General features: G+C 47.3%; 17 protein-coding genes and 1 riboswitch. Of the genes, 13 read left to right on the forward strand and 4 right to left on the reverse strand.

From position 1 onward, the window contains the following. Positions 1–625: 625 nt before the first annotated feature. The 3 genes from Q4Q57_RS11125 (at position 626) to Q4Q57_RS11135 (ending at position 3,158) form a co-directional block, all read left to right on the forward strand. Entirely contained in the window at positions 626–919 is a 294-nt protein-coding gene (locus tag Q4Q57_RS11125) for a YciI family protein (protein ID WP_311890843.1), read from the forward strand. Positions 920–1,067: 148 nt separating this feature from the next. Next, a complete protein-coding gene (locus Q4Q57_RS11130) occupies positions 1,068–1,937 on the forward strand; it encodes an alpha/beta hydrolase (protein WP_311890844.1) in 870 nt (289 codons plus the stop codon). A gap of 213 nt (positions 1,938–2,150) precedes the next feature. Then, positions 2,151–3,158 carry a class I SAM-dependent methyltransferase gene (locus Q4Q57_RS11135; RefSeq protein WP_311890845.1) on the forward strand — a complete coding sequence of 336 codons (1,008 nt, stop codon included), beginning with the start codon at positions 2,151–2,153 and terminating at the stop codon, positions 3,156–3,158. 86 nt (positions 3,159–3,244) lie between these two features. On the opposite strand, the gene Q4Q57_RS11140 is transcribed toward Q4Q57_RS11135, so the two are convergent. The 3 genes from Q4Q57_RS11140 to Q4Q57_RS11150 all read right to left on the reverse strand — a co-directional run bounded on the left by Q4Q57_RS11140 (position 3,245) and on the right by Q4Q57_RS11150 (position 7,148). Beyond that, positions 3,245–3,694 (reverse strand): carboxymuconolactone decarboxylase family protein, encoded by a 450-nt coding sequence (locus Q4Q57_RS11140; RefSeq protein WP_311890846.1) that lies wholly within the window; start codon positions 3,692–3,694, stop codon positions 3,245–3,247. Positions 3,695–3,731: 37 nt separating this feature from the next. Next, positions 3,732–4,646: a helix-turn-helix domain-containing protein gene (locus tag Q4Q57_RS11145; protein WP_311890847.1), complete on the reverse strand. Its 915-nt coding sequence runs from the start codon at positions 4,644–4,646 to the stop codon at positions 3,732–3,734. A 369-nt stretch (positions 4,647–5,015) separates the two neighbouring features. After that, positions 5,016–7,148 (reverse strand): glycoside hydrolase family 97 protein, encoded by a 2,133-nt coding sequence (locus tag Q4Q57_RS11150; RefSeq protein WP_311890848.1) that lies wholly within the window; start codon positions 7,146–7,148, stop codon positions 5,016–5,018. Between the two features lie 255 nt (positions 7,149–7,403). On the opposite strand from Q4Q57_RS11150, the gene Q4Q57_RS11155 reads away from it, so the two are divergent. The 3 genes from Q4Q57_RS11155 to Q4Q57_RS11165 all read left to right on the forward strand — a co-directional run bounded on the left by Q4Q57_RS11155 (position 7,404) and on the right by Q4Q57_RS11165 (position 9,745). Further along, a complete protein-coding gene (locus Q4Q57_RS11155; protein WP_311890849.1) occupies positions 7,404–8,207 on the forward strand; it encodes a tRNA (adenine(22)-N(1))-methyltransferase TrmK in 804 nt (267 codons plus the stop codon). A 253-nt stretch (positions 8,208–8,460) separates the two neighbouring features. Next, complete coding sequence (locus Q4Q57_RS11160; RefSeq protein WP_311890850.1) at positions 8,461–8,991, forward strand: NUDIX domain-containing protein; 531 nt, start codon at positions 8,461–8,463, stop codon at positions 8,989–8,991. A gap of 148 nt (positions 8,992–9,139) precedes the next feature. Further along, positions 9,140–9,745 carry a tRNA-uridine aminocarboxypropyltransferase gene (locus tag Q4Q57_RS11165; RefSeq protein ID WP_311890851.1) on the forward strand — a complete coding sequence of 202 codons (606 nt, stop codon included), beginning with the start codon at positions 9,140–9,142 and terminating at the stop codon, positions 9,743–9,745. A 132-nt stretch (positions 9,746–9,877) separates the two neighbouring features. On the opposite strand, the gene trhA is transcribed toward Q4Q57_RS11165, so the two are convergent. Continuing rightward, entirely contained in the window at positions 9,878–10,561 is a 684-nt protein-coding gene (gene trhA, locus Q4Q57_RS11170) for a PAQR family membrane homeostasis protein TrhA (RefSeq protein ID WP_311890852.1), read from the reverse strand. 506 nt (positions 10,562–11,067) lie between these two features. Between trhA and Q4Q57_RS11175 the strand changes: the two genes are divergently transcribed. From Q4Q57_RS11175 to thiH, 7 genes are all read left to right on the forward strand, one after another. After that, positions 11,068–12,399, forward strand: coding sequence for a hypothetical protein (locus tag Q4Q57_RS11175; RefSeq protein ID WP_311890853.1), 1,332 nt, complete (start codon positions 11,068–11,070; stop codon positions 12,397–12,399). Between the two features lie 167 nt (positions 12,400–12,566). Continuing rightward, a riboswitch (TPP riboswitch) is annotated at positions 12,567–12,665 on the forward strand. Positions 12,666–12,867: 202 nt separating this feature from the next. Beyond that, positions 12,868–14,973 (forward strand): phosphomethylpyrimidine synthase ThiC, encoded by a 2,106-nt coding sequence (gene thiC, locus Q4Q57_RS11180; protein WP_311890854.1) that lies wholly within the window; start codon positions 12,868–12,870, stop codon positions 14,971–14,973. 2 nt (positions 14,974–14,975) lie between these two features. Continuing rightward, positions 14,976–16,913 carry a bifunctional hydroxymethylpyrimidine kinase/phosphomethylpyrimidine kinase gene (locus Q4Q57_RS11185; protein WP_311890855.1) on the forward strand — a complete coding sequence of 646 codons (1,938 nt, stop codon included), beginning with the start codon at positions 14,976–14,978 and terminating at the stop codon, positions 16,911–16,913. Further along, entirely contained in the window at positions 16,906–17,817 is a 912-nt protein-coding gene (locus Q4Q57_RS11190; RefSeq protein ID WP_311890856.1) for a HesA/MoeB/ThiF family protein, read from the forward strand. The genes Q4Q57_RS11185 and Q4Q57_RS11190 overlap by 8 nt, the downstream gene beginning before the upstream one ends. Before the next feature lie 16 nt (positions 17,818–17,833). Further along, the gene (gene thiS, locus Q4Q57_RS11195; RefSeq protein ID WP_311890857.1) at positions 17,834–18,037 is read left to right on the forward strand and encodes a sulfur carrier protein ThiS; all 204 of its coding nucleotides are present in this window, start codon (positions 17,834–17,836) and stop codon (positions 18,035–18,037) included. A 1-nt stretch (position 18,038) separates the two neighbouring features. Then, positions 18,039–18,803 carry a thiazole synthase gene (locus Q4Q57_RS11200; protein WP_311890858.1) on the forward strand — a complete coding sequence of 255 codons (765 nt, stop codon included), beginning with the start codon at positions 18,039–18,041 and terminating at the stop codon, positions 18,801–18,803. Beyond that, positions 18,800–19,915, forward strand: a complete 1,116-nt coding sequence (gene thiH, locus Q4Q57_RS11205; protein WP_311890859.1) for a 2-iminoacetate synthase ThiH — start codon at positions 18,800–18,802, stop codon at positions 19,913–19,915. The genes Q4Q57_RS11200 and thiH overlap by 4 nt, the downstream gene beginning before the upstream one ends. The last annotated feature ends 15 nt before the right edge of the window (positions 19,916–19,930 follow it).

Raw genomic sequence — 19,930 nt, forward strand, 5'->3', positions numbered from 1 at the left:
CTTGAGTGCTTATTGTTTTAATTGTTTTGCCGAGCAATGGATTGGCACTGTACTTTGCTTTTATGTGGATCGCTATTCATCACTGCAAAGAGGCTTGTGTGTAAAAGCCAGCGCATCCTCGAAACAGCTAAGAGTCTGATTCAAAGCTTGTTCGCTATGGTTTCGCGCATGCTATGAATGAGTCAGCTCTGTGAAAAAATGGCGAATATACCTCTCCCTCAGAAGCATATTCGCCGATAAATTCATTTCACATTTGGACTTAACACCTTAATTAAAACGAGTCAGTCCAAAAGAATGGCTCAAAGCCAGTCAGCAGAAAGAACTTAAGCCTGATAGTAATCCTTGTATATAACCCTATCAGAAACGACCTCACACATCTCAAACCCCACAAGCAGAGGGTGAAACGAGCGGATTTATAGTAGCCTTGCCTTGGTTTTAGGTACAACCGCTTACATACGTATTCATCATGGGTTGATAACCACACGTAAACAGAGGTGCAACCTGCTGTTGACTGTTTTTAACTTTGCTGGAGGCTAAGTTCATTTGACACTTTAGGACCGCACTATATAGTCAGCGGGAAGAAACCTATTGTATAAGCCCCGACTTGCTGAATAAGAGGATACCTATGTTTGTTGTTTCGCTCACCTATAAAAAGCCTATTGCCGAAGTGGAGTTACATTTAGCCGCGCACATTGCCTACCTTGAGCAGTATTATGCCGCAGGGACTTTTATTGCCTCGGGTCGCAAGGTGCCTCGAACCGGCGGCGTCATCCTCGCGAAGGCTGACAGTCGCGCGGCGCTAGAGGCCATTTTGCAGCAAGATCCGTTCTGCATTGCCGATGTTGCCGAGTTTGAGGTGATAGAGTTTGTGCCAACTAAAACCGCGCCCGGATTAGAGTCGTTAATTGAAGTGATTTAATGACCTTTTAGGCCGTCGTGGAGGCTAATATCGGCAGGTTAGATTTCATCGCTAGATTTCGTAGCTTGAACGGAAGGTGCCTAGTGGCTGAGATTGGTGCGATTGAATCCGTTGAACTAGAAAATTGGGACGCGATAAGTAGGATTTAATGGATCAAATTTGGACTGAATTACAACAGGCTAAGGTTTTTAAAACCTTTTCTGATACTGGTGAAAGCGTACATTTCTACCATGCCAATGGTTTTCCATTAGGTGTTTATGCGCCCTTATTGGCCAAGTTGCAGCAAGCCTTTAGCCTTAATGCACTCGAGTTAAGGCCGACATGGCCCGATGTAGGTTTGCCGCCTAAGCGCCGAGATTGGCAGCTATATGCCGATGATTTGATCTTGCATATTGAGCGGCATTGCAGTGCGCCAATTGTCGGAATGGGTCATTCGATGGGAGCAACCAGTACCATTCTTGCCGCTAACAAAAGACCCGATTTGTTTAAAGCACTGATACTTATTGAACCTGCAATGGTGTCGCGCCCTATCGCTTGGTTTGCCAAGTTAATGCCTAAATCATTAATGAATTTGACCGCGCCCGCCAAAAACACCTTAAAGAAGCGCGATGTGTGGGAAAGTCGTGAGCATTTCCTTGAATATTGCAAAATGAGTAAGCTATACAAACGCTTTGATGATGAGGCTTTTGCTGCCTTAGCCCAATTCGGGGTTTATCAACACAATGATGGCCAATTCACGTTGAAGTTTCCTAAACGGTGGGAAGCGCATAATTACACCCAGCCGCCGAATGTATTATCGATATTGCGGCAGATAAAGCTTCCCTGCGTCGCCATTCGAGGGAAACCGTCAGTGTTCTTTTCTGAAGCGACTTGGCAGCGTTGGCAACAGCTCACACCGAATACGGTATTTTTAGAAGATCAGCGATATGGGCATCTGTTGCCGTTAGAAGATCCCTCCGCCTGCTTAAGCCTTATCCATCAAGGACTCAGTGAATTGAATCGCAAACGGGAGGCATAAGTGAGTTTGAGCATGCATTGAGCCGTAACGACTAAAGCCAAAAAGTGAATGAACCCAATCAAGCTAGGTCGTTGTCCTAGTATGCACTTTTTAAAGCCTGTTTTTCGCACTGGCAGGGTGAATTTATCCGATATTCTGAGTGCTAGTTTGCTATCATGCCGTTTTCCTTCTTGAAACCTTACGCAGGTTTCCGCTGCGCGAGTCCCGCTTTTTATGTCTATTCAAACGCTGTTATCGACGGCTCTGGCGAAACGCCATGATTTTTTACAACAAGCAGAACAGGATCAAACCGATTGTTTTCGGGTGTTCCATGGCACAGTCGAAGGCGTGAGTGGCTTGAATGTCGACCGTTACGGCGATACTTGGCTAGTGCAGAGTTTTCATCAGACCTTAACCGACGAAGAGTTAATCGATGTCAGCACCGTTTTGCTGCAACAGGCCGATTTGCCGATTGTGTATAACGACCGCTCATTAGGTAATTCCCGGGTATTGAACGCGTTATCACCCGCACTGGCAGATATTGCGAATTCTGAGCGAGTCATGCAGGAAAATGGCATCAAGTTCAGCACTAAACTGCGCCACGAAGGGCAAGATCCGCTGTTATTCCTCGATATGCGCATTGGCCGTGAATATGTGCGGGCACACAGCCAAGATAAAACCGTGCTGAATTTGTTTTCCTACACTTGCGGCATTGGCACTGCGGCAGCCATGGGCGGCGCGACTCGGGTGATGAACGTCGATTTTTCTTCTTTTGCTTTAGCCACGGGTAAAGCGAATGCGGCGTTAAATCAGGTGTCGAATGTGTGTGAGTTTGTGCAGAGTGATGCGTTTCCGGCCCTGCGCCAATTGGCTGGTTTGAGTGTGGGAGGCCGCCGCAATCAAAAATTACCGAGCTACCCCAAATTGCCGCAAACCCAGTTTGATCTGGTGTTCCTCGATCCACCGCGTTATGCCAAGAGCGCTTTCGGTATTGTCGATTTGATCAATGATTATCAAGGTTTGTTTAAGCCCGCATTAATGGCGACCAAAGTCGGTGGCACTATCGTTTGCTGTAACAATGTGGCGAAAGTCGAACGCCAAGCTTGGTTCGACAGCTTAGTGCGCTGCGTTGAAAAACAAGGCCGCAGTGTCACAGCGCACACTTGGCTCGATCCCCATGAGGATTTCCCGTCATTCGATGATAATCATCCACTCAAAATTGTCGCGCTGACCTTAAGCTAACGGCATAGCTGGTACGAGCGTCACAGTGATATCAATAAGCAGGGCACCCGATGCGGTGCCCTGTTTATTTGTCCATTTATGTGCCGCTAGATGGGTTGCAGGTGGAAGGCAATCGCGACGCGGTTCCAGCCATTAATGGCAATGATTAAGCTGGTGAGGTCGACAATTTCTTTCTCGGAATAATGCTCTGCAAGCGCCGCATAATGACTGTCATGCACGGGTGCAGTAGCAACTTGGGTTAAGATTTCTGTCCAGAGCAGCGCTGCACGTTCCCGTTCATTAAAGATTCCATCGACCTCATGCCAAGCGGCAAGTAAATCTAAACGCAGCTGTTCTTCACCGTCGCTTCTGGCTTCCTTGGCGTGCATTCGCTGACAAAACGCGCAGCTATTGAGTTGCGATGCTCTAAGCTTGACTAAATGCACCAGTAATGGCGAAAAGTGGGAGTCGCCGGCTGCTTTGTCTAAGCTTAACAGTGCGTTGGCGAGTGCGGGTTGTAGCTGATAAATTTGCTGGCGTGGTATACGTTCTGACATAAAAGCCTCCTATAAGCTGAGGCTTCAATCTAAGCGGTTAGCGCGACCTGGGATTGGAGATTTGCGACATTTTACGCTTTTTGTATTGTCCTGGTGTTTGCTGTGTCACCCTTACAAAGTGTTGATGTAGATGGGCTTGATCGTAAAATCCGCAATCGAATGCAACCTGCACTAGGCTGAGGTTAGGTGATTGGCTGAGTAAGTTTCGGGCGACTTTGACTCTGTTTAATTGTAGTAACTGCGCCGGCGACAATCCGGTTTCTTGTTTAAATCTTCGTTCAAACTGGCGGCGACTTAAGGGCAGTTGCTTATAGAAATCCTCTAAACTGGTTTGGGTTTGAATAAGCTTTGGTAAACTCGCCTGCACTAAGCCAATCATAGCGCTTTTATGTCGAGATAAGGCCGCATCAAATTGCCGCTGGTTGAGTTGCAATAGCCAATGCTCAAGTAATGCGATGCGTTGGGCCGGCTGATTCGTTTCCGCCAGTTGCGATAACAGTTGAGCCAATCCTGTTAGCTGCAATTGCGTCGCATCAATAGCCATCACTGATGTGGCAGACTGAATATCTTGCAGTTCAATGCCGAGTAAATGAAACGCGCCGCCGGGGTGAAAGCGAACTGTCAGCAGCTCGATTCCTGGCAAAAAGGCGTGGGAATGTCGGCTCTGACCACAATGAAACAACACTTGAGGTTCGTCGCCGCTGAGCGTTTGAGTTAGTGTTGGCGTTGGGAAATAGAAATGTAGGCTAGTGCCGCCGTCTGGATAAAATGTCTGCTCAATGCTCTGCGGTAAATCAGTCGCTACGCGCAAATGAAAGTAGCGCTGCACCCAAGGGCGAAGTGGCGCTAAGGGTTGAAAATGGCTAAAGCCTAAGTGCGCGAGTTCAGTCTCGAAACGCTTAAAGCTGCGCATTTCTAATAAATTTGCCCGATATCGCAAGCTGAGCACCATAAGCAAGTAAAGTAAGGTCAGATTAATCTAACTGAGGCATTTTTGCACCTGTGTTGGTTGTACGCATTCGCCTTGGACTGGCATGGTCTGTCTACGATGTGGGTGAGTTTGCGAGGGCATTTACAGCCTGTTTATTCGGTTTATACCGATTTGTCGGCCAATGAGCACGAACTGAATTTAGGCCAACATCAACTAAGTCGCTTCGAAGAGGGTTAACTTTTACGTTTGTATTGGGATAAATAGGTGTTAGAGGGCGATAAAACGTCACCAGGGACAAGGTGCATCCTTGGTGACTTTCTGTTTTTTACTCTGTATTTTCACACTCGCTTAAGCATTTAAGTTAATGCGCTGAACTGAACACTATGAAATCTAAAGTGCTTTAAAGCGTATTGCCGTGCCGCCACTGCTAGCGAGTGCGAGGTTTAGACTATCTTTAGCGCTCACTTCTTTAGTCTCAATCACATAATCATAGGGATTGGTTTTCCAATCGGCTTTTGCGCCATCGCGGTAAATCTGCGCTTGATAACGTTTCTTGGGATCGAGGAAATCCAGTTTGACCGTGACCTTGCGCGCGGTTTCATCCGTGAGTGCACCTAAGTACCAATCACCTTGATCCTTCGCTTGGCGGGCAAAGACCACATAGTCGCCGACTTCACCGGCAAGCGCGACACTCTGATACCAATCTGTGGGCACATCGCGGATAAATTGGAAGGCATCTAAGTGCTTTTCATAATTGCGTGGTAAATCCGCTGCCATTTGGATTGGGCTATAGAGCACAACGTACAAGGCGAGCTGTTTGGTCAAGGTGGTTTGCACACGGTTTTGCACATCCAACCCCTTAGGTGCTAAGTCAAAAATCCCCGGGGTAAAGTCCATTGGGCCAGCGAGCATACGGGTGAACGGTAGCATGGCCGTATGTTCAGGGCTATTTGGTGGGCTACCCCAGGCATTGTACTCTTGGCCGCGGGCACCTTCGCGGGCGATCCAGTTCGGATAGGTTCGGCGCAGACCCGTGTCTTTGATTGGCTCGTGACTATTGATGCTGATATGGTGTTTCGCAGCTTCTGTGACGCTGTGCAGATACTCACCCACCATAAACTGGCCGTCGTGCCACTCGTGACGGGTAATGCCTTTGTCATCGATACGCTTGATTTGGCCACCATCAGCGACATAGCCCGTCTTGACTTGGGTCACACCGTGCTGCTCATACAGGGCAAAGGCATCAGCCATTTGATCGCGATAATGGGTGACTGAGCCTGCTGTCTCGTGGTGGCCGATTAAACGCACCCCTTTTTTCGCCCCGTAGGCGGTAATGGCGGGCAGATCGAAATCGGCATAGGCCTTAGTAAAGCTAAATTGATCGCCATTATGGAACCAGTCGCCGTCCCAACCTTCATTCCAACCTTCTACCAATACACCATCAAACTGATATTTAGCGGCGAAATCCATATAGCGTTCGGTTTCGCTGGTGGTGGCGCCGTGGGTTGGGCCCGAACCCCAAGTATTTTCATTTAAGTGCATTCCCCACCAAATACCGACGTATTTCCCCGGTTTTACCCAAGCAACATCGCCGAGTTTATTGGGCTCATTGAGGTTAAGGATAAGGTGCGAATTGAGCAGCCCAGTCGCGTTGTCGGCAATTTGAATGGTGCGCCACGGCGTATAAAAGCCCACTTGAGTTTTGACGCGAATGCCATCGGACCAAGGCGTGAGATCGGCCTTAAGCTTGCCATCGCGCTGTTGATCTAAGGTCATGGCGGCAAAGTCAACCAAGGCGGCCTCGTGAATACTTAAGTGCGTACCGTCCGCGAGTTTAAAGGTGAAGGGCGTGTGGACTCTATCGACGTCTTTCAGCGCTGTAGTGCGATACAGGTATTCGTAGCGATTCCAGCCACGGGCCGGGATCCACCAAGCGGTGGCTTTATCGGCTTGGCCGACATTGAACTCGGTTAACTCGTCTGTGATTGAGAGCGGCGAATTAGCGGGAAGGGTAGCTTGTTGGGCTAAGTGATAGCGAAAGCCAATACCATCGTCAAAGGCTTTAAACTCGACTTCGAGTTGCACCTTGCCGTTGCTTAATACTGCGGTCAGTTGATTGTGCTGATCGCGGATCCATTCCTGCTCGCCCCAAGGTTGTTGCCACTTGTCATCGGCACTTTTTTTCTCGCTGCTGTTAATCTGCAATCCTTGACCGAGTTCACCAAGGGATTGAAAAACTAAGCCTAAGCGGCTCGGTTCTATGACTGTCTTGCCGTGAAAATTGATTTTATATTCGGGGCGGCCAGTATCGTCACTCAAGCTGATTTGAATTTGTTGGTTGGGTGAGCTGACGGTAACGGTTTTGGCAAATACGTTGGCACTAAAGAGACTCGTAACCGCAAGGGCGATAAGTGTAGGGCACAATAGCGCTTGCGATCGCTTTTGGCGTGATGAGCTCTGGCGAGCGTGACTCTTTGTTAAGTGACGGCCAGTAAACTGAATAGGGTTGGTCTTGATGAACATTCCTTGATCCTTGTTTTTATAATGAATGTGACTCACAGCATACTAGTGGCGATGGCTTTTTAACCGCAACGGCCTGCATACGTATTCACCACATTAAGGCGTGACGTAACAGAAGTGACGAGAAGCATTGCGAGGGCACGAACAAAAGATGTGGTTTGCTTTTGACTCGGGTAGAATGCGCGCTTTATTTTTGCTTAAAAATGCAATTTAGCGTGGGATTTACAGTATTTGGAGCCGCAGCAATAAGGTCAAACCGTGAAAATTAGCCAACGTTTACAACAGATAAACAGCATGATCAGTGGTCATTACGATCATATTTGGGATTGCTGCTGCGATCATGGTTTACTCGGTATGCTGTTGCTAGAAAGAAGCGCTGCCCACCAAGTGCACTTTGTCGATTGTGTCCCTTCGCTGATGCAGGCGCTTGAACTGCGTTTGCAGCGTTTCTTCCCCGCTGACATATCAGGCCTAAATTCACACTTAGATCCAAACTTAGATTCACACTCAGATCCACACTTAAACCTAGACATAGACCCAAATTTAAGTCGTGATACTCAGTGGCAAGTGCATTGCCTTGATGTTGCGGCTTTACCGCTCGCGCAAACCAGTGACAAAGATAAACAGTTGATTATCATCGCTGGTGTGGGCGGTGAACTGCTGGTGGACTTAGTGAAGGCAATTCTAGCCAAGCACCCACAGCGGTACCTCGAATTTATTTTGTGTCCCGTGCATCATAATTATTATGTCAGGCAATCACTCACTGCCTTAGGGTTAGGGCTGAAGTCGGAACACTTATTGGAAGAGAATCAACGTTTCTACGAAATCCTCCATGTCAGTACAATCGCGGCTCCAAATGGTCGGCCTATCAGTGCTACGGGTTCGTTAATGTGGCAGATGCTAGATGAAGCAAGTTTGCCGCGAGCGCAGCGTTATCTGTCGCAGGTGATTGGTCATTACCAACGCATGCCCACGCATAAGCAAACACCAGAGATTATTGATGCTTATCAGCAGCAATTGGCCCAGCTCTTGAGTGAGCATAGTGAGTTTGAATGCTCTTGAGCATTTTTGCCGTTTAGGCATTACGTGAGCACTAAAGATGAGAATCAGGCGAAAGAGATGATGCATCGCGATCTTAACATCATGTGTAAAACGATTTTAGTTTAACCCGTTAATAATCAAGAGTCTAATCGCTAAAACCTATTAATCACTCGAACGGGACTGAGTGTGATTATTGCCTCTGCTACAGTTTTTGATCTGCATTTGGCACATTTTCGTTTATGCTGCGACTCCTTTTCGGCAAATGGCTAAGACTATGCGTTTATTGAGAACCACCCAAGATCCAGCGGTTAACCTACAGACAGCACGCGTTTTTTATCGCAGAGCTGCCCGCGCGATTGTGTTATCGGGTGAAGACATTTTGCTGTTGTATACCCAAAAATATCGCGACTACAGCTTACCCGGCGGCGGAATTGACCATGGCGAGAGCCTCGAAGATGGGCTGATCCGCGAGCTACAGGAAGAAACCGGCGCCCTAGACATTCAAGTGTTAGCCCCCTTTGGTCGTTACGAAGAGTTTCGGCCTTGGTACCGTGAAGGGGCGAACGTAGTGCACATGGAGTCATTCTGTTATGTGTGCCGTATTGACACCGCACTGGGCGAGCGTGGTTTAGGTGAGACTCGATTAGAAGCCCATGAGATAAAAAATGGCATGCGGCCTGAATGGCTCAATATTCATCAAGCTATCGCCCATAATGAAGATATTCAGCGCAATCATCCCCATAAAGGCCAATCAATAGAGCGTGAAACTTTTCTGCTAAAACAGATAGTGTTGGAATGTTTGTAAGTTTTATCACTTTAAAATCATGTTTTTAATATATGATTTTATTTCACACATAACTGAGTGAGCAGGGTTTGGTTAGCGACTGAACGTCGTTATTTCAACGTGCTCTTTTAAGCTGTTACAGCTTCGAGCCTGTTCCTAACATCGCTAGATGTTTAATGTTATTTCTCATTCTTTTGCCGCAGCAAGGAAGGCAATGCAGATTATTTTATTGACCCACGAACGCGAGTTAACCCGCAAAACAAATACTGGTCAACTCGCGTTAGCCGCATTCCCTGAAGAGGTGAAAAGCATCGTCTGGTCGAGAACGGCACCTGATAACGATTTAGTGGCTATGTTGGCATCGCAGCAGGCTAAACTGTTGTTTCCAGCAAGCGATACTGAGCCCGCTGTGCCCATTGATAATAATGCCTTAGATACGGTTTTAGCTGAGCCAGCGCTATCGAACGCACAAGCCTTTTTAGCACCAGCGCAATCTACAGTGATAGCAGAACTAATGCCGAGCCAAGTGGTGATTTTAGATGCGACCTGGCAGGAGGCACGTAAGATGCTGCGCCAGAGCCCCTATCTGAAAACGGCTGCACGAGTCAGTTTGCCGCCACTTATGCCTGAATCCGCCTTTATATTGCGGCGTAATCAGCAAGAAGGGGGCTTGTGCACCGCAGAATGCATTATTGCGCTTTGGCGCCAGTGTGGCAGAGCAGAACAAGCGGCGCTATTAGCGTCGCTGTTTACTGAATTGAATAGCCGTACTTGATTGCGATGTTCGAGAGAACGTTTGAGGAAGTGCTTGAATAGATAATTAACGACTTTCAGGTTTGAATCACAGATAAATCACCGTCAGTTAAATCAGAGCCAGTTAAATCACCATCAGGTAAATCATAGCCATTTAAATAACAGTCAGATAAATACACAGAAAGTGACTCATGGCACCGCCAAGCACGAACAAATGCCAAATGGCATGGTTAAATGGAATGCGTTTCCCGACGTAGAACACCACCCCTAAAGTGTAAAATAACCCGCCTAAGATCAATAGATTGAAACCCAACTCCGACATGGCCGCCGTTAAATCGCCCATCACAGTGACACATAGCCAACCCATGGCGAGATACAAGACTAAGCTTAACATTTTGAATTTGTGAATAAATAGCGTCTTAAATAGGATCCCACCAATCGCAAGCGACCAAATCGCTGTTAAAATCACTATCGATTGCGTCCCCTGTAGGCTTATCAGCATCAAAGGTGTGTAAGTTCCTGCAATCAAGCAGTAAATTGCGCAGTGATCGGCGATTTTAAGTTTATGTTTCCAGCCTGAATGGCTAACGCTGTGGTATAAGGTCGAGCATAGAAAAAGCACTATGATGCTCGTACCATAAATGGCAACGCCTGTTAGTTGAATTGGCGTTAGATGATCTTGCCCTTTGAGTAACATCAGTACCAATGCCACTATGCCTGCGATGACGCCTAAGCCATGGGATACACTATTAGCTATCTCTTCTTTAATACTATACGGCCCAGAATTAGCAGGGATTTTAGCTGGGTTTTGTTGTTCGATAACACTTTGACTCGACATGGTAGATACACACTCGCAAACGATAATGACTGAGTCTATCAGTTAGGAAAATAAATCACCATATTTAAGCGTACAACTGTAAGCTTAAATGTGTAGCTGGCTTCTATTGTTTTCGCCCTTTAGATTTTTAACGCCGTCTTGTATTCCCGTCAGCGTATCGCATTGATGATGTTATCCGCTTCAAGACGTAAGAGTTAACAAGCCATTTCCTTTCAATTTAGCGCGATAGTGAGCTCAATTCCCAGCCTTATTTGTCTCGACTGACAAGTGTCTTATCAAGCATTAGCGTAAGCACTGCGCTTGTAACGTGTTGCATTCGCGTTGAACTTTACCCTGTTTGCCTCCTCTAATCTGCGTTGAGCACTCGCAAGTAAATGCAATCATTGGATAATTCTCTTTCAATATTCAGCAACACGATATTGGATTGATATTGGAGTTGAGTGCAATTGTTCCACGTTAAGCATCATCGAAATCAATTGAGACTACACAAAACCTAAGGATGGATTTTGCCTTTTCAACGTCAACCCAAAGCCGTGCCTTTATTGACAGTATCTCCTACAGCAATAGCGATTGGAGATGATACTGATAGTGCTTTGCTTTTTTCGGTCACATCGCCAGAAGGTGAGACTTTTATCGCCTTTGATCATCAGCTCGGTGAACTGGATACTGCTCAAACGCCTGTTTTTACCACTAATGCGGAGCCATTAGCGTTCAATAGCGGTGCAGGCTTTTTAGTCACTGAGCATGACACCCAAGCTATATATCATGAGCAGGCTCAAGATTTGGTACTGCAAGAAATCCATGCTGAACATCAAGATCAACATCAAGATAAATTGGTTGCTGAATCTGAATCCAAACCTGAACTGCCTAGGACAATACAAACCAGTGCTCATTCATTGGGGACAGGATCCGTTTTGCGTGCTCGTCAGCCGTATTTCAAAGGATTAAGTCTGTTATTTTTTGTGATCTTAGTGCATGTGTGTTTATTTTTACTTATCTGCATTTTGTGGCGCCCACAGTTAAATCCCTTTGGATTAACAGAAACAGAAAGCCGGGGCCCTAAAGTAAAGGCGCTTAAAGCTTACTTTATTTATGCTCCCGCGGTAGAGAAGGCTGAAAGCGCTGCGCTAGAAACAGAGAGCAAGGCCGAGGATAAGACTGAAGCGGAAAGTTCTGTTACGCCTACAATTGTTCCCACGCCTACAACTCAAGTTAAGCCTATGCCAATATTTGAAAAGGTCGTGCCTGAAAAAGTAGATCAGGGAAAAGTGAAGCCAGATACGGTTAAACCGGACATCACTCAATCAAGCCAATCTCAATCAAGTGTACAAAGTGAAGTACAGCCCGTGGAAGCAACGGCAAAAAAGCCAACGAATATGTTTGATGCTACAGAAATTAAGCCGCTGCTCGGCGCTAAGAGTTCGCCCGCAGCAGAAGGTGAGAGCACAATAGCGACAAGCTCAAGCATGAGTTTATTCACCCAGCAATATTTTGAACGTCAGCGCGAGCAAGCGCTCGATGATCTCGTCATTGAACAGGCCGATAAATTCACCCGGAAATCGAATATGAGTGAAATGAGCCCTGAGATGGAAGTGTTATTTGTCCCTAACGCCGATGATTTCGGTGGCACAACGAGTCTAGATTTACCCTTAGATCCAAATCGTATTGTGCGTAAAGGGGATACTTGTTATCGCGTGGTACAAGTCGGCACTCAAGTTAATCCTTACGCCGAAAATTTAGGCTTTCCATTTGACTGCAGTGGCAAAAAAATCAATCAAGCTATTGATGATGCCATTCAATCTCGATTAAACAAAATGATGCTCAAACCCCATAAATAGTGACTTTTTTTTATGATCTATTTTCATGCTAATTATAGCTTTTTTAGTTTCATTTTATTTAATCAATTAAAAACAATGAATTATGAATCTTTATTTTGGATTGGTAGTTAAGGTTTTTAATTACTTTTTTCCTTGTTTGTTGCTGCCGCTTCTGTCTATACTGCGCACTCATCTTGTCGGAGTGCCTCTTGGCTGAGACCGTTTATTCGGGATCCGTTGAACCTGATCAGGTTAAAACCTGCGAAGGAAACAAGCGTAATAACACACATTAAATCGCAAAAATAGACGGCTTTAAACACCTGTTTACTCAGCAATGTTTTAAGCCTTAATGTTTAGATTTAATTGTTATTGAGCAGGGTAACTCAATTTTTGAAGCCAGTGTTGGCCACAAAAATTGATTGCCATGTCCAGCTATCAACAACTCAATTCTCCAGACAAGCAACTCCATTTTTTAACGTGAGATTGCTTATGTCCAGTTCAAACCAAAACCCAGCTGTAGCTGCCAATGCGATAGAAATCACTGCGCCAGAATCGACAATCCCTAATAAATCGACTGAGTCTAGTCAATCAATCGTGCCGAAGGCGCCGAGTCGCCGCGAAACCCGCGCGCAGGCCCAAGCCTTTATCGATACGTTAGCGCCGCTGCAACATCCTAATTCACAAAAGATTTACCTCGAAGGTTCCAGTGCCGATATTCGCGTTGGCATGCGGCAAATCCTGCAGACTGACACGCTTGTAGGCGGTACTGATGATGCGCCTATCATGGAAAAAAATCCGCCAATCCGCGTGTACGATTGCGCCGGACCTTATTCCGATCCTGAGGCAGACATCAATGTGCGTCTAGGCCTTGGTAAATTAAGACAAAACTGGATCCTAGCCCGCAACGATACAGAGCAATTACCCTGCGCGACCTCAGATTTTACCCAACAAAGACTCGCCGATGATGGTTTAGACCATCTGCGTTTTGAGGCGGGTTCGAGTGCCATTGTCCGCCCACGCAGAGCGCTGCAGGGCAAACGAGTCAGCCAATTACACTATGCCCGTCAAGGGATTATCACGCCCGAAATGGAATATGTGGCGATCCGCGAGAACATGGCACTTGCCGAAGTACAGGATGAAATCCTCAATCGTAAAGCCAAGGGCGAAGCTTTTGGTGCCTTAGTCGGCGAACCGATTACCGCCGAATTTGTCCGCGCTGAAGTCGCCCGTGGCCGCGCGATTATTCCGCTGAATATTAACCATCCCGAAGCCGAACCTATGATCATTGGGCGTAACTTTTTGGTGAAAGTGAATGCCAATATTGGTAATTCTGCGGTGACGTCATCCATCGAGGAAGAAGTGGAAAAGCTCGTCTGGTCAACCCGTTGGGGTGCAGATACGGTTATGGATTTATCCACGGGTCGTTATATTCACGAGACCCGCGAGTGGATCATCCGCAACTCGCCAGTGCCCATTGGCACAGTGCCGATTTATCAAGCGCTGGAGAAAGTGAACGGCGTGGCAGAAGATTTAACCTGGGAAGTGTTCCGCGATACCTTGATTGAACAAGCGGAGCAAGGTGTTGATTACTTTACGATTCATGCTGGTGTGTTACTTCGTTATGTACCGATGACGGCTAAACGCGTTACCGGGATCGTTTCCCGCGGCGGTTCAATCATGGCCAAATGGTGCCTGAGTCACCACAAGGAAAACTTCCTCTACAGCCATTTTCGTGAGATCTGTGAGCTTTGCGTCGCCTACGATGTATCCCTGTCTTTAGGTGATGGTATGCGTCCAGGCTCGATTGCCGACGCTAATGATGCTGCCCAGTTTGCAGAGCTTGAAACCTTAGGTGAGCTAGTCAAAATCGCGTGGGAATACGACGTACAAACCATTATCGAAGGGCCGGGACATATCCCGATGCAGCTCATTAAAGAGAACATGGACAAGCAGTTAGCTCACTGCGATGAAGCGCCGTTTTACACGCTTGGCCCACAAATCACCGATATCGCACCTGGGTATGATCATTTCACCTCCGGCATAGGCGCGGCCATGATTGCTTGGTACGGCTGCGCTATGTTGTGTTATGTCACGCCAAAAGAACACTTAGGATTACCGAATAAACAAGATGTTAAGCAAGGTTTGATTGCTTATAAGATTGCCGCCCACGCCGCCGATGTGGCGAAAGGTCATCCGAGTGCGCAAATACGTGATAATGCGCTGGCAAAGGCGCGGTTCGAATTCCGCTGGGAAGATCAATATAACTTAGGACTCGATCCTGAAACCGCACGTGCTTATCACGATGAATCTTTACCGCAGGAATCCGCTAAAGTCGCGCATTTTTGCTCTATGTGCGGCCCTAAATTTTGTTCGATGAAAATCACCCAAGATGTGCGCGCCTATGCCGCTGGCTTAGAGGCGGCACAAGCGAAGGCGGATCAAGTTGAAGCTGCTGACCAAGCCATGCAAGTCACAGTCAAGACGCCGCAGGAGTTGGAAGCGGCAATGGCGCTAAAATCGGCACAATTTGCTGCCTCGGGCGCCGAGATCTATCACGTGAAAGACAAGCTTGTCGCCGAAGCTGAGGAAGCCTAATTATGTTGGGTATTCATGGGGATAATGCGCCCATTAATACCGAGCGTCCCGCGTTTGTCTGGACCATAGCTGGTTCAGACAGTGGCGGCGGTGCCGGTATTCAGGCGGACTTGGCGACAATTCAAGATTTGGGCTGTCACGGTTGCAGCGTGATCACCACAGTGACGGCGCAAAGCTCAGTGGCGGTCACTTTAGTCGAGCCCGTATCAGCGGCGATGTTAATGGCTCAGCTGACTACTTTACTTTCCGACTTGCCACCCAAAGCAATTAAAATCGGCTTACTGGCAGATCAAACTCAAGTGGCATTGCTGGCAGATTGGATCGCGAGTTTTAAAATCCACTATCCATCAGTGCCTGTGATTGTCGATCCTGTGATGGTCGCCAGTTGTGGTGATGCATTAGCAGTAGATAACTGTCAGGATATAAAAAGTGCGGCCAAATCAGCCTTAGATTTTAAGCCTTTCAAAGGTTTAATCGAACTTATCACGCCCAATGTGCTTGAACTTGGGCGGTTAACTCACAGTGATGTTTCAACGAAAGCGCAATTCGCTGCCGCGGCACTGGCTTTATCCCAGAGCCTTGATTGCAGTGTGCTCGCCAAAGGTGGCGATGTGAGCTTTGGCAGCACTGACATTCTTGATGATACTCATGCTCAAACTCACGATAACACTTATGCTCAAACTCAGGCTAACGCTCATGTTATCGCTCTTGATAGCAACGGCTGGGACCTTGAGCTTGCCGAGGATTATCTAGTTTGTCGTCAAGTGCGCGCGAGCTCTAAACTACATCAAAATGGGCGTTTCTGGTTAGCCTGCCAACGGGTTAATACCCGCCATAATCATGGTAGCGGCTGCACTTTGTCATCGGCCATTGCCGCCGTGTTAGCGCAAGGTTTTGTATTGCAAGATGCGGTGGTTGTTGCCAAAGCCTATGTGAGTAAAGGTTTAAGCGCGGCGATTGGTTTAGGGCAAGGTCCAGGGCCGTTGGCCCGTACGGGTTGGCCTAATAACTTGTCCCGCTATGCCAAGATAAATCTGTGTGATGGCAATTTTATTAGTCATCAACTCAACCAACACCTTGATGTTTTTAATGATTTAGTTGCAACAGTTTTATCCGCAACAGATCAGGCAACCGCTCAGGTAAGAATAGCCTCGACGCTACCTCAAAATATTTTATCCCACGGTTTTAAAGTGCTCGATGCCGATCTTGGTGTTTACCCTGTGGTGAGTGACTTAACCATGCTGGAGAGTTTGTTAGCTGCGGGCGTTAAAACCCTGCAGTTACGGATAAAAACCGACATCAGCGAGTTAACTACTGCAGAGTTAGCCGAATCTGATTTAGGTAAATCAGCGCTAAGTAGATGTGAGTCAGGCGAACCTGAGTTAATTGGCTCCGAATTAGAAGCACAAATTCAAACGGCCATTGCCTTAGGTAAGCATTTTAATGCGCAGCTTTTTATCAATGATCACTGGCAGTTAGCGATAAAATACCATGCCTTTGGGGTACATTTAGGCCAAGAAGATCTCGCCGTTACCGACTTAGCGGCCATTCAAGCCGCGGGGCTCGCGCTAGGCATATCGAGCCACAGTTATTTCGAGTTGCTATTGGCGCACCAATACTCGCCATCCTACATAGCGCTTGGGCATATATTCCCAACCACAACGAAGCAAATGCCTTCGGCGCCCCAAGGGCTCGCAAAACTTAAACACTATGTGGCGTTACTCCAAGATCATTATCCCTTGGTCGCCATTGGCGGTATTGACTTAACAAATCTGGCAAAGGTGAAAGCCACAGGGGTTGGCAATATTGCTGTGGTGCGCGCAATAACGAAAGCTAAGGATCCGTTAGCCGCGTTTGCAGAGCTGAGCCAAGCTTGGGAGCAATGTAGCTTGTCTGAAGAACTGGCTGTAAACCATGAGTTGGGTGCTAAGCATGAGTAAAAACCCACCGCTTGCTCACGCAGAGGTTCTTTGCGGTCATATACACAGCGACAATGAACACTGCGGCCATACACTCAGTGATGCCGATTTTATGCGTTATTCTCGGCAAGTCTTATTGCCTGAAGTCGGTGAGGCTGGGCAATTGCAATTGGTCGACGCCAGCGTTGTTATTATCGGTCTTGGCGGTTTAGGGCAATTGGCGGCGCAGTATCTGGCTCGCGCAGGTATTGGTTGCTTGACCTTAATCGACATGGATAAGGTTGAAGTATCGAATCTGCCAAGACAATTGTTATTCAACGATGCTGATATTGGACTTAATAAGGCGCGAGTTGCTAAGCAAAAGCTTAATGGCTTAGCGCCACAGTGCACTGTGACTGCCCATGAAACAGCATTTAATACAGAAACTGCGGCTCATCACTTCGCTGATATTCTAGAGGCGAAACAACAGGGTAAAAGAGTACTTGTGCTTGACTGCACCGATAACTTTGCGACTCGCCAAGCCATTAATCGCCGCTGTATCGAAGCGGCTTTACCTTTAGTCAGTGCGTCAATCGCAGCATTTAGCGGTCAATTGTTTGCAGTCGACCAAATTCGGTTCCCCTCTGGTGGTTGTTATCACTGTATTTTCCCCGCACTGACGAGAGTGTCGCAGAGCTGTAGTACCCAAGGCGTACTCGGGCCGAGCGTGGGCGTGATGGCGTCAATGCAATCTTTGATGGCCATGCAACTCTTGCTGAGTATGGATAGTTGTGATGAATCTAAAAGTGCCTTGTTTGGGCGTTTTTGGCGCTTCGACGCTAAATCACTTTCATGGACAGCGGCGACATTAACGCGGGATCCCCATTGTGACGTATGTGGTCCAAAAGAGGTTTGTTCATCATCCGATAAGCCCAGCAAACTATAAAGTATGGAGGTTTGATATGATTTTAATTCACATAAATAATGTCCCCCAGTCGTTATCAGAACCGACTTCACTCGCGGCTGTGATCCTCGCGCAAGATATAGCCCTCGATTCGGTCGCTATCGTGTTGAATGCAGAGGTGGTTCCGCGTAATCGCTGGCAATCGATTCTCTGCCAACATGAAGATAAATTAGAACTTTTTTCAGCTGTAGCTGGAGGCTAGTATGTTAACGATTGCCGATGTGGAGTTTGAATCACGGTTATTTACCGGAACGGGGAAATTCAGCAATAGCCAAGTGATGCTTGAGGCGATAACTGCTTCAAAATCGCAGTTAGTGACAGTTGCGATGAAAAGAATTGATTTTAAAATGGGGCTTGATGATTTACTCACGCCGTTACGCCAAGCGGGTGTACGGCTATTGCCTAACACTTCGGGGGCGAGAAACGCCAAGGAAGCGGTGTTTGCGGCTGAGCTTGCCCGTGAAATGCTGGGAACTCATTGGATTAAGCTCGAAATCCACCCGGATCCTAAGTACCTAATGCCCGATGCGATAGAAACCTTAGAGGCGGCTAGAATCCTCTGTGAGAAAGGCTTTATCGTGATGCCCTACGTGCATGCCGATCCTGTGCTCTGTCGCCGCTTGGAAGAGGTAGGCTGCGCTGCGGTGATGCCACTGGCGAGTCCGATTGGCAGTAATCAAGGTTTAGTCACTGAAAGCTTTTTAAAAATCATCATAGAGCAGGCGCAGGTGCCTGTGGTGATCGATGCCGGCATTGGCGCACCTTCGCAGGCTGCACGGACAATGGAGCTGGGCGCCGATGCGGTGCTCGTTAACACCGCCATCGCCAGCAGTGCGTCGCCGATAGTGATGGCCGAGTGCTTTAAAGAGGCGGTGCAATGCGGTAGACGGGCCTTTGAAGCTGGGCTTGGCCGAGTACAAACGGGCGCGGTACATACCAGTCCTCTGACGGGATTTTTAAACCAATGAGTTTTGTAGCGGAATTTGCCAAGATCCCACGGGATAAACTGTTACTCGATTTGTATTCTTGCACTGCCCAGGATGTTGAGCGGGCGTTAGTGAGTCCAGCAGGGGATTTACGTAGCTTACTGGCCTTGTTATCACCTGCGGCTGAACCTTATATCGAAACCATGGCACAACGTTCAGCGGCGCTTACGCGGCAGCGATTTGGCGCGAATCTGGGCATGTATTTACCGCTATACGTCTCGAATCTGTGCGCTAATGAGTGTGATTACTGTGGTTTTAGCATGAGTAACAAACTCAAACGCAAAACCTTGAATGAACGGGAGTTGATGGCTGAAATAGCCATTATCAAAGGCAGAGGTTTTGATTCTATTTTACTGGTGTCAGGTGAGCATGAAACTAAGGTTGGTATCGATTATTTCAAGCAAATGTTGCCGCTGATAAAGCAGCAATTTAGCCATGTGGCGATGGAGGTTCAACCCATGAGTGAGGACCATTATTGCCAGTTAGTCGCGCTAGGTTTAGATGCTGTGATGATTTATCAAGAGACATATCAACCCGAGACTTATGCTAGTCACCATTCCAGGGGGAAAAAAATGGATTTTGCCTATCGTTTAGCAACACCTGACAGAGTTGCGGCGGCGGGCGTTGATAAAATTGGTCTTGGGGTATTACTGGGGCTGGATGATTGGCGTTTAGATGGGTTAATGATGGGATATCATCTCGACTATTTAGAGCGACGCTATTGGCGCACCCGCTTTAGTATTTCGCTACCAAGGTTACGACCTTGTACTGGCGGGAACACCCCAAAAGTCATGCTATCGGATCTAGGTTTAGTGCAAATGATTTGTGCATTTAGACTTTTTAATCAACAGCTTGATATCAGCATGTCGACAAGGGAAAGTCCTGAGCTGAGGGATAATCTTTTGCCACTTGGGATCACTCAAATCAGTGCGGGCAGTTCGACACAACCGGGAGGCTATCAAGCGCCTGACAGTCAACTCGATCAATTTGAGATAAGCGATGATCGCAGTGTCGAGCAAGTTATCGAACAGATGCAACGGCAGGGTTTTAATCCCGTATTTAAGGATTGGGAAGCTAATTGGATCACAGGATAAATCTGGCCGTAAATA

This window comes from Shewanella sp. SP2S2-6, from assembly GCF_031931965.1.
GTDB lineage: Bacteria > Pseudomonadota > Gammaproteobacteria > Enterobacterales > Shewanellaceae > Shewanella > Shewanella baltica.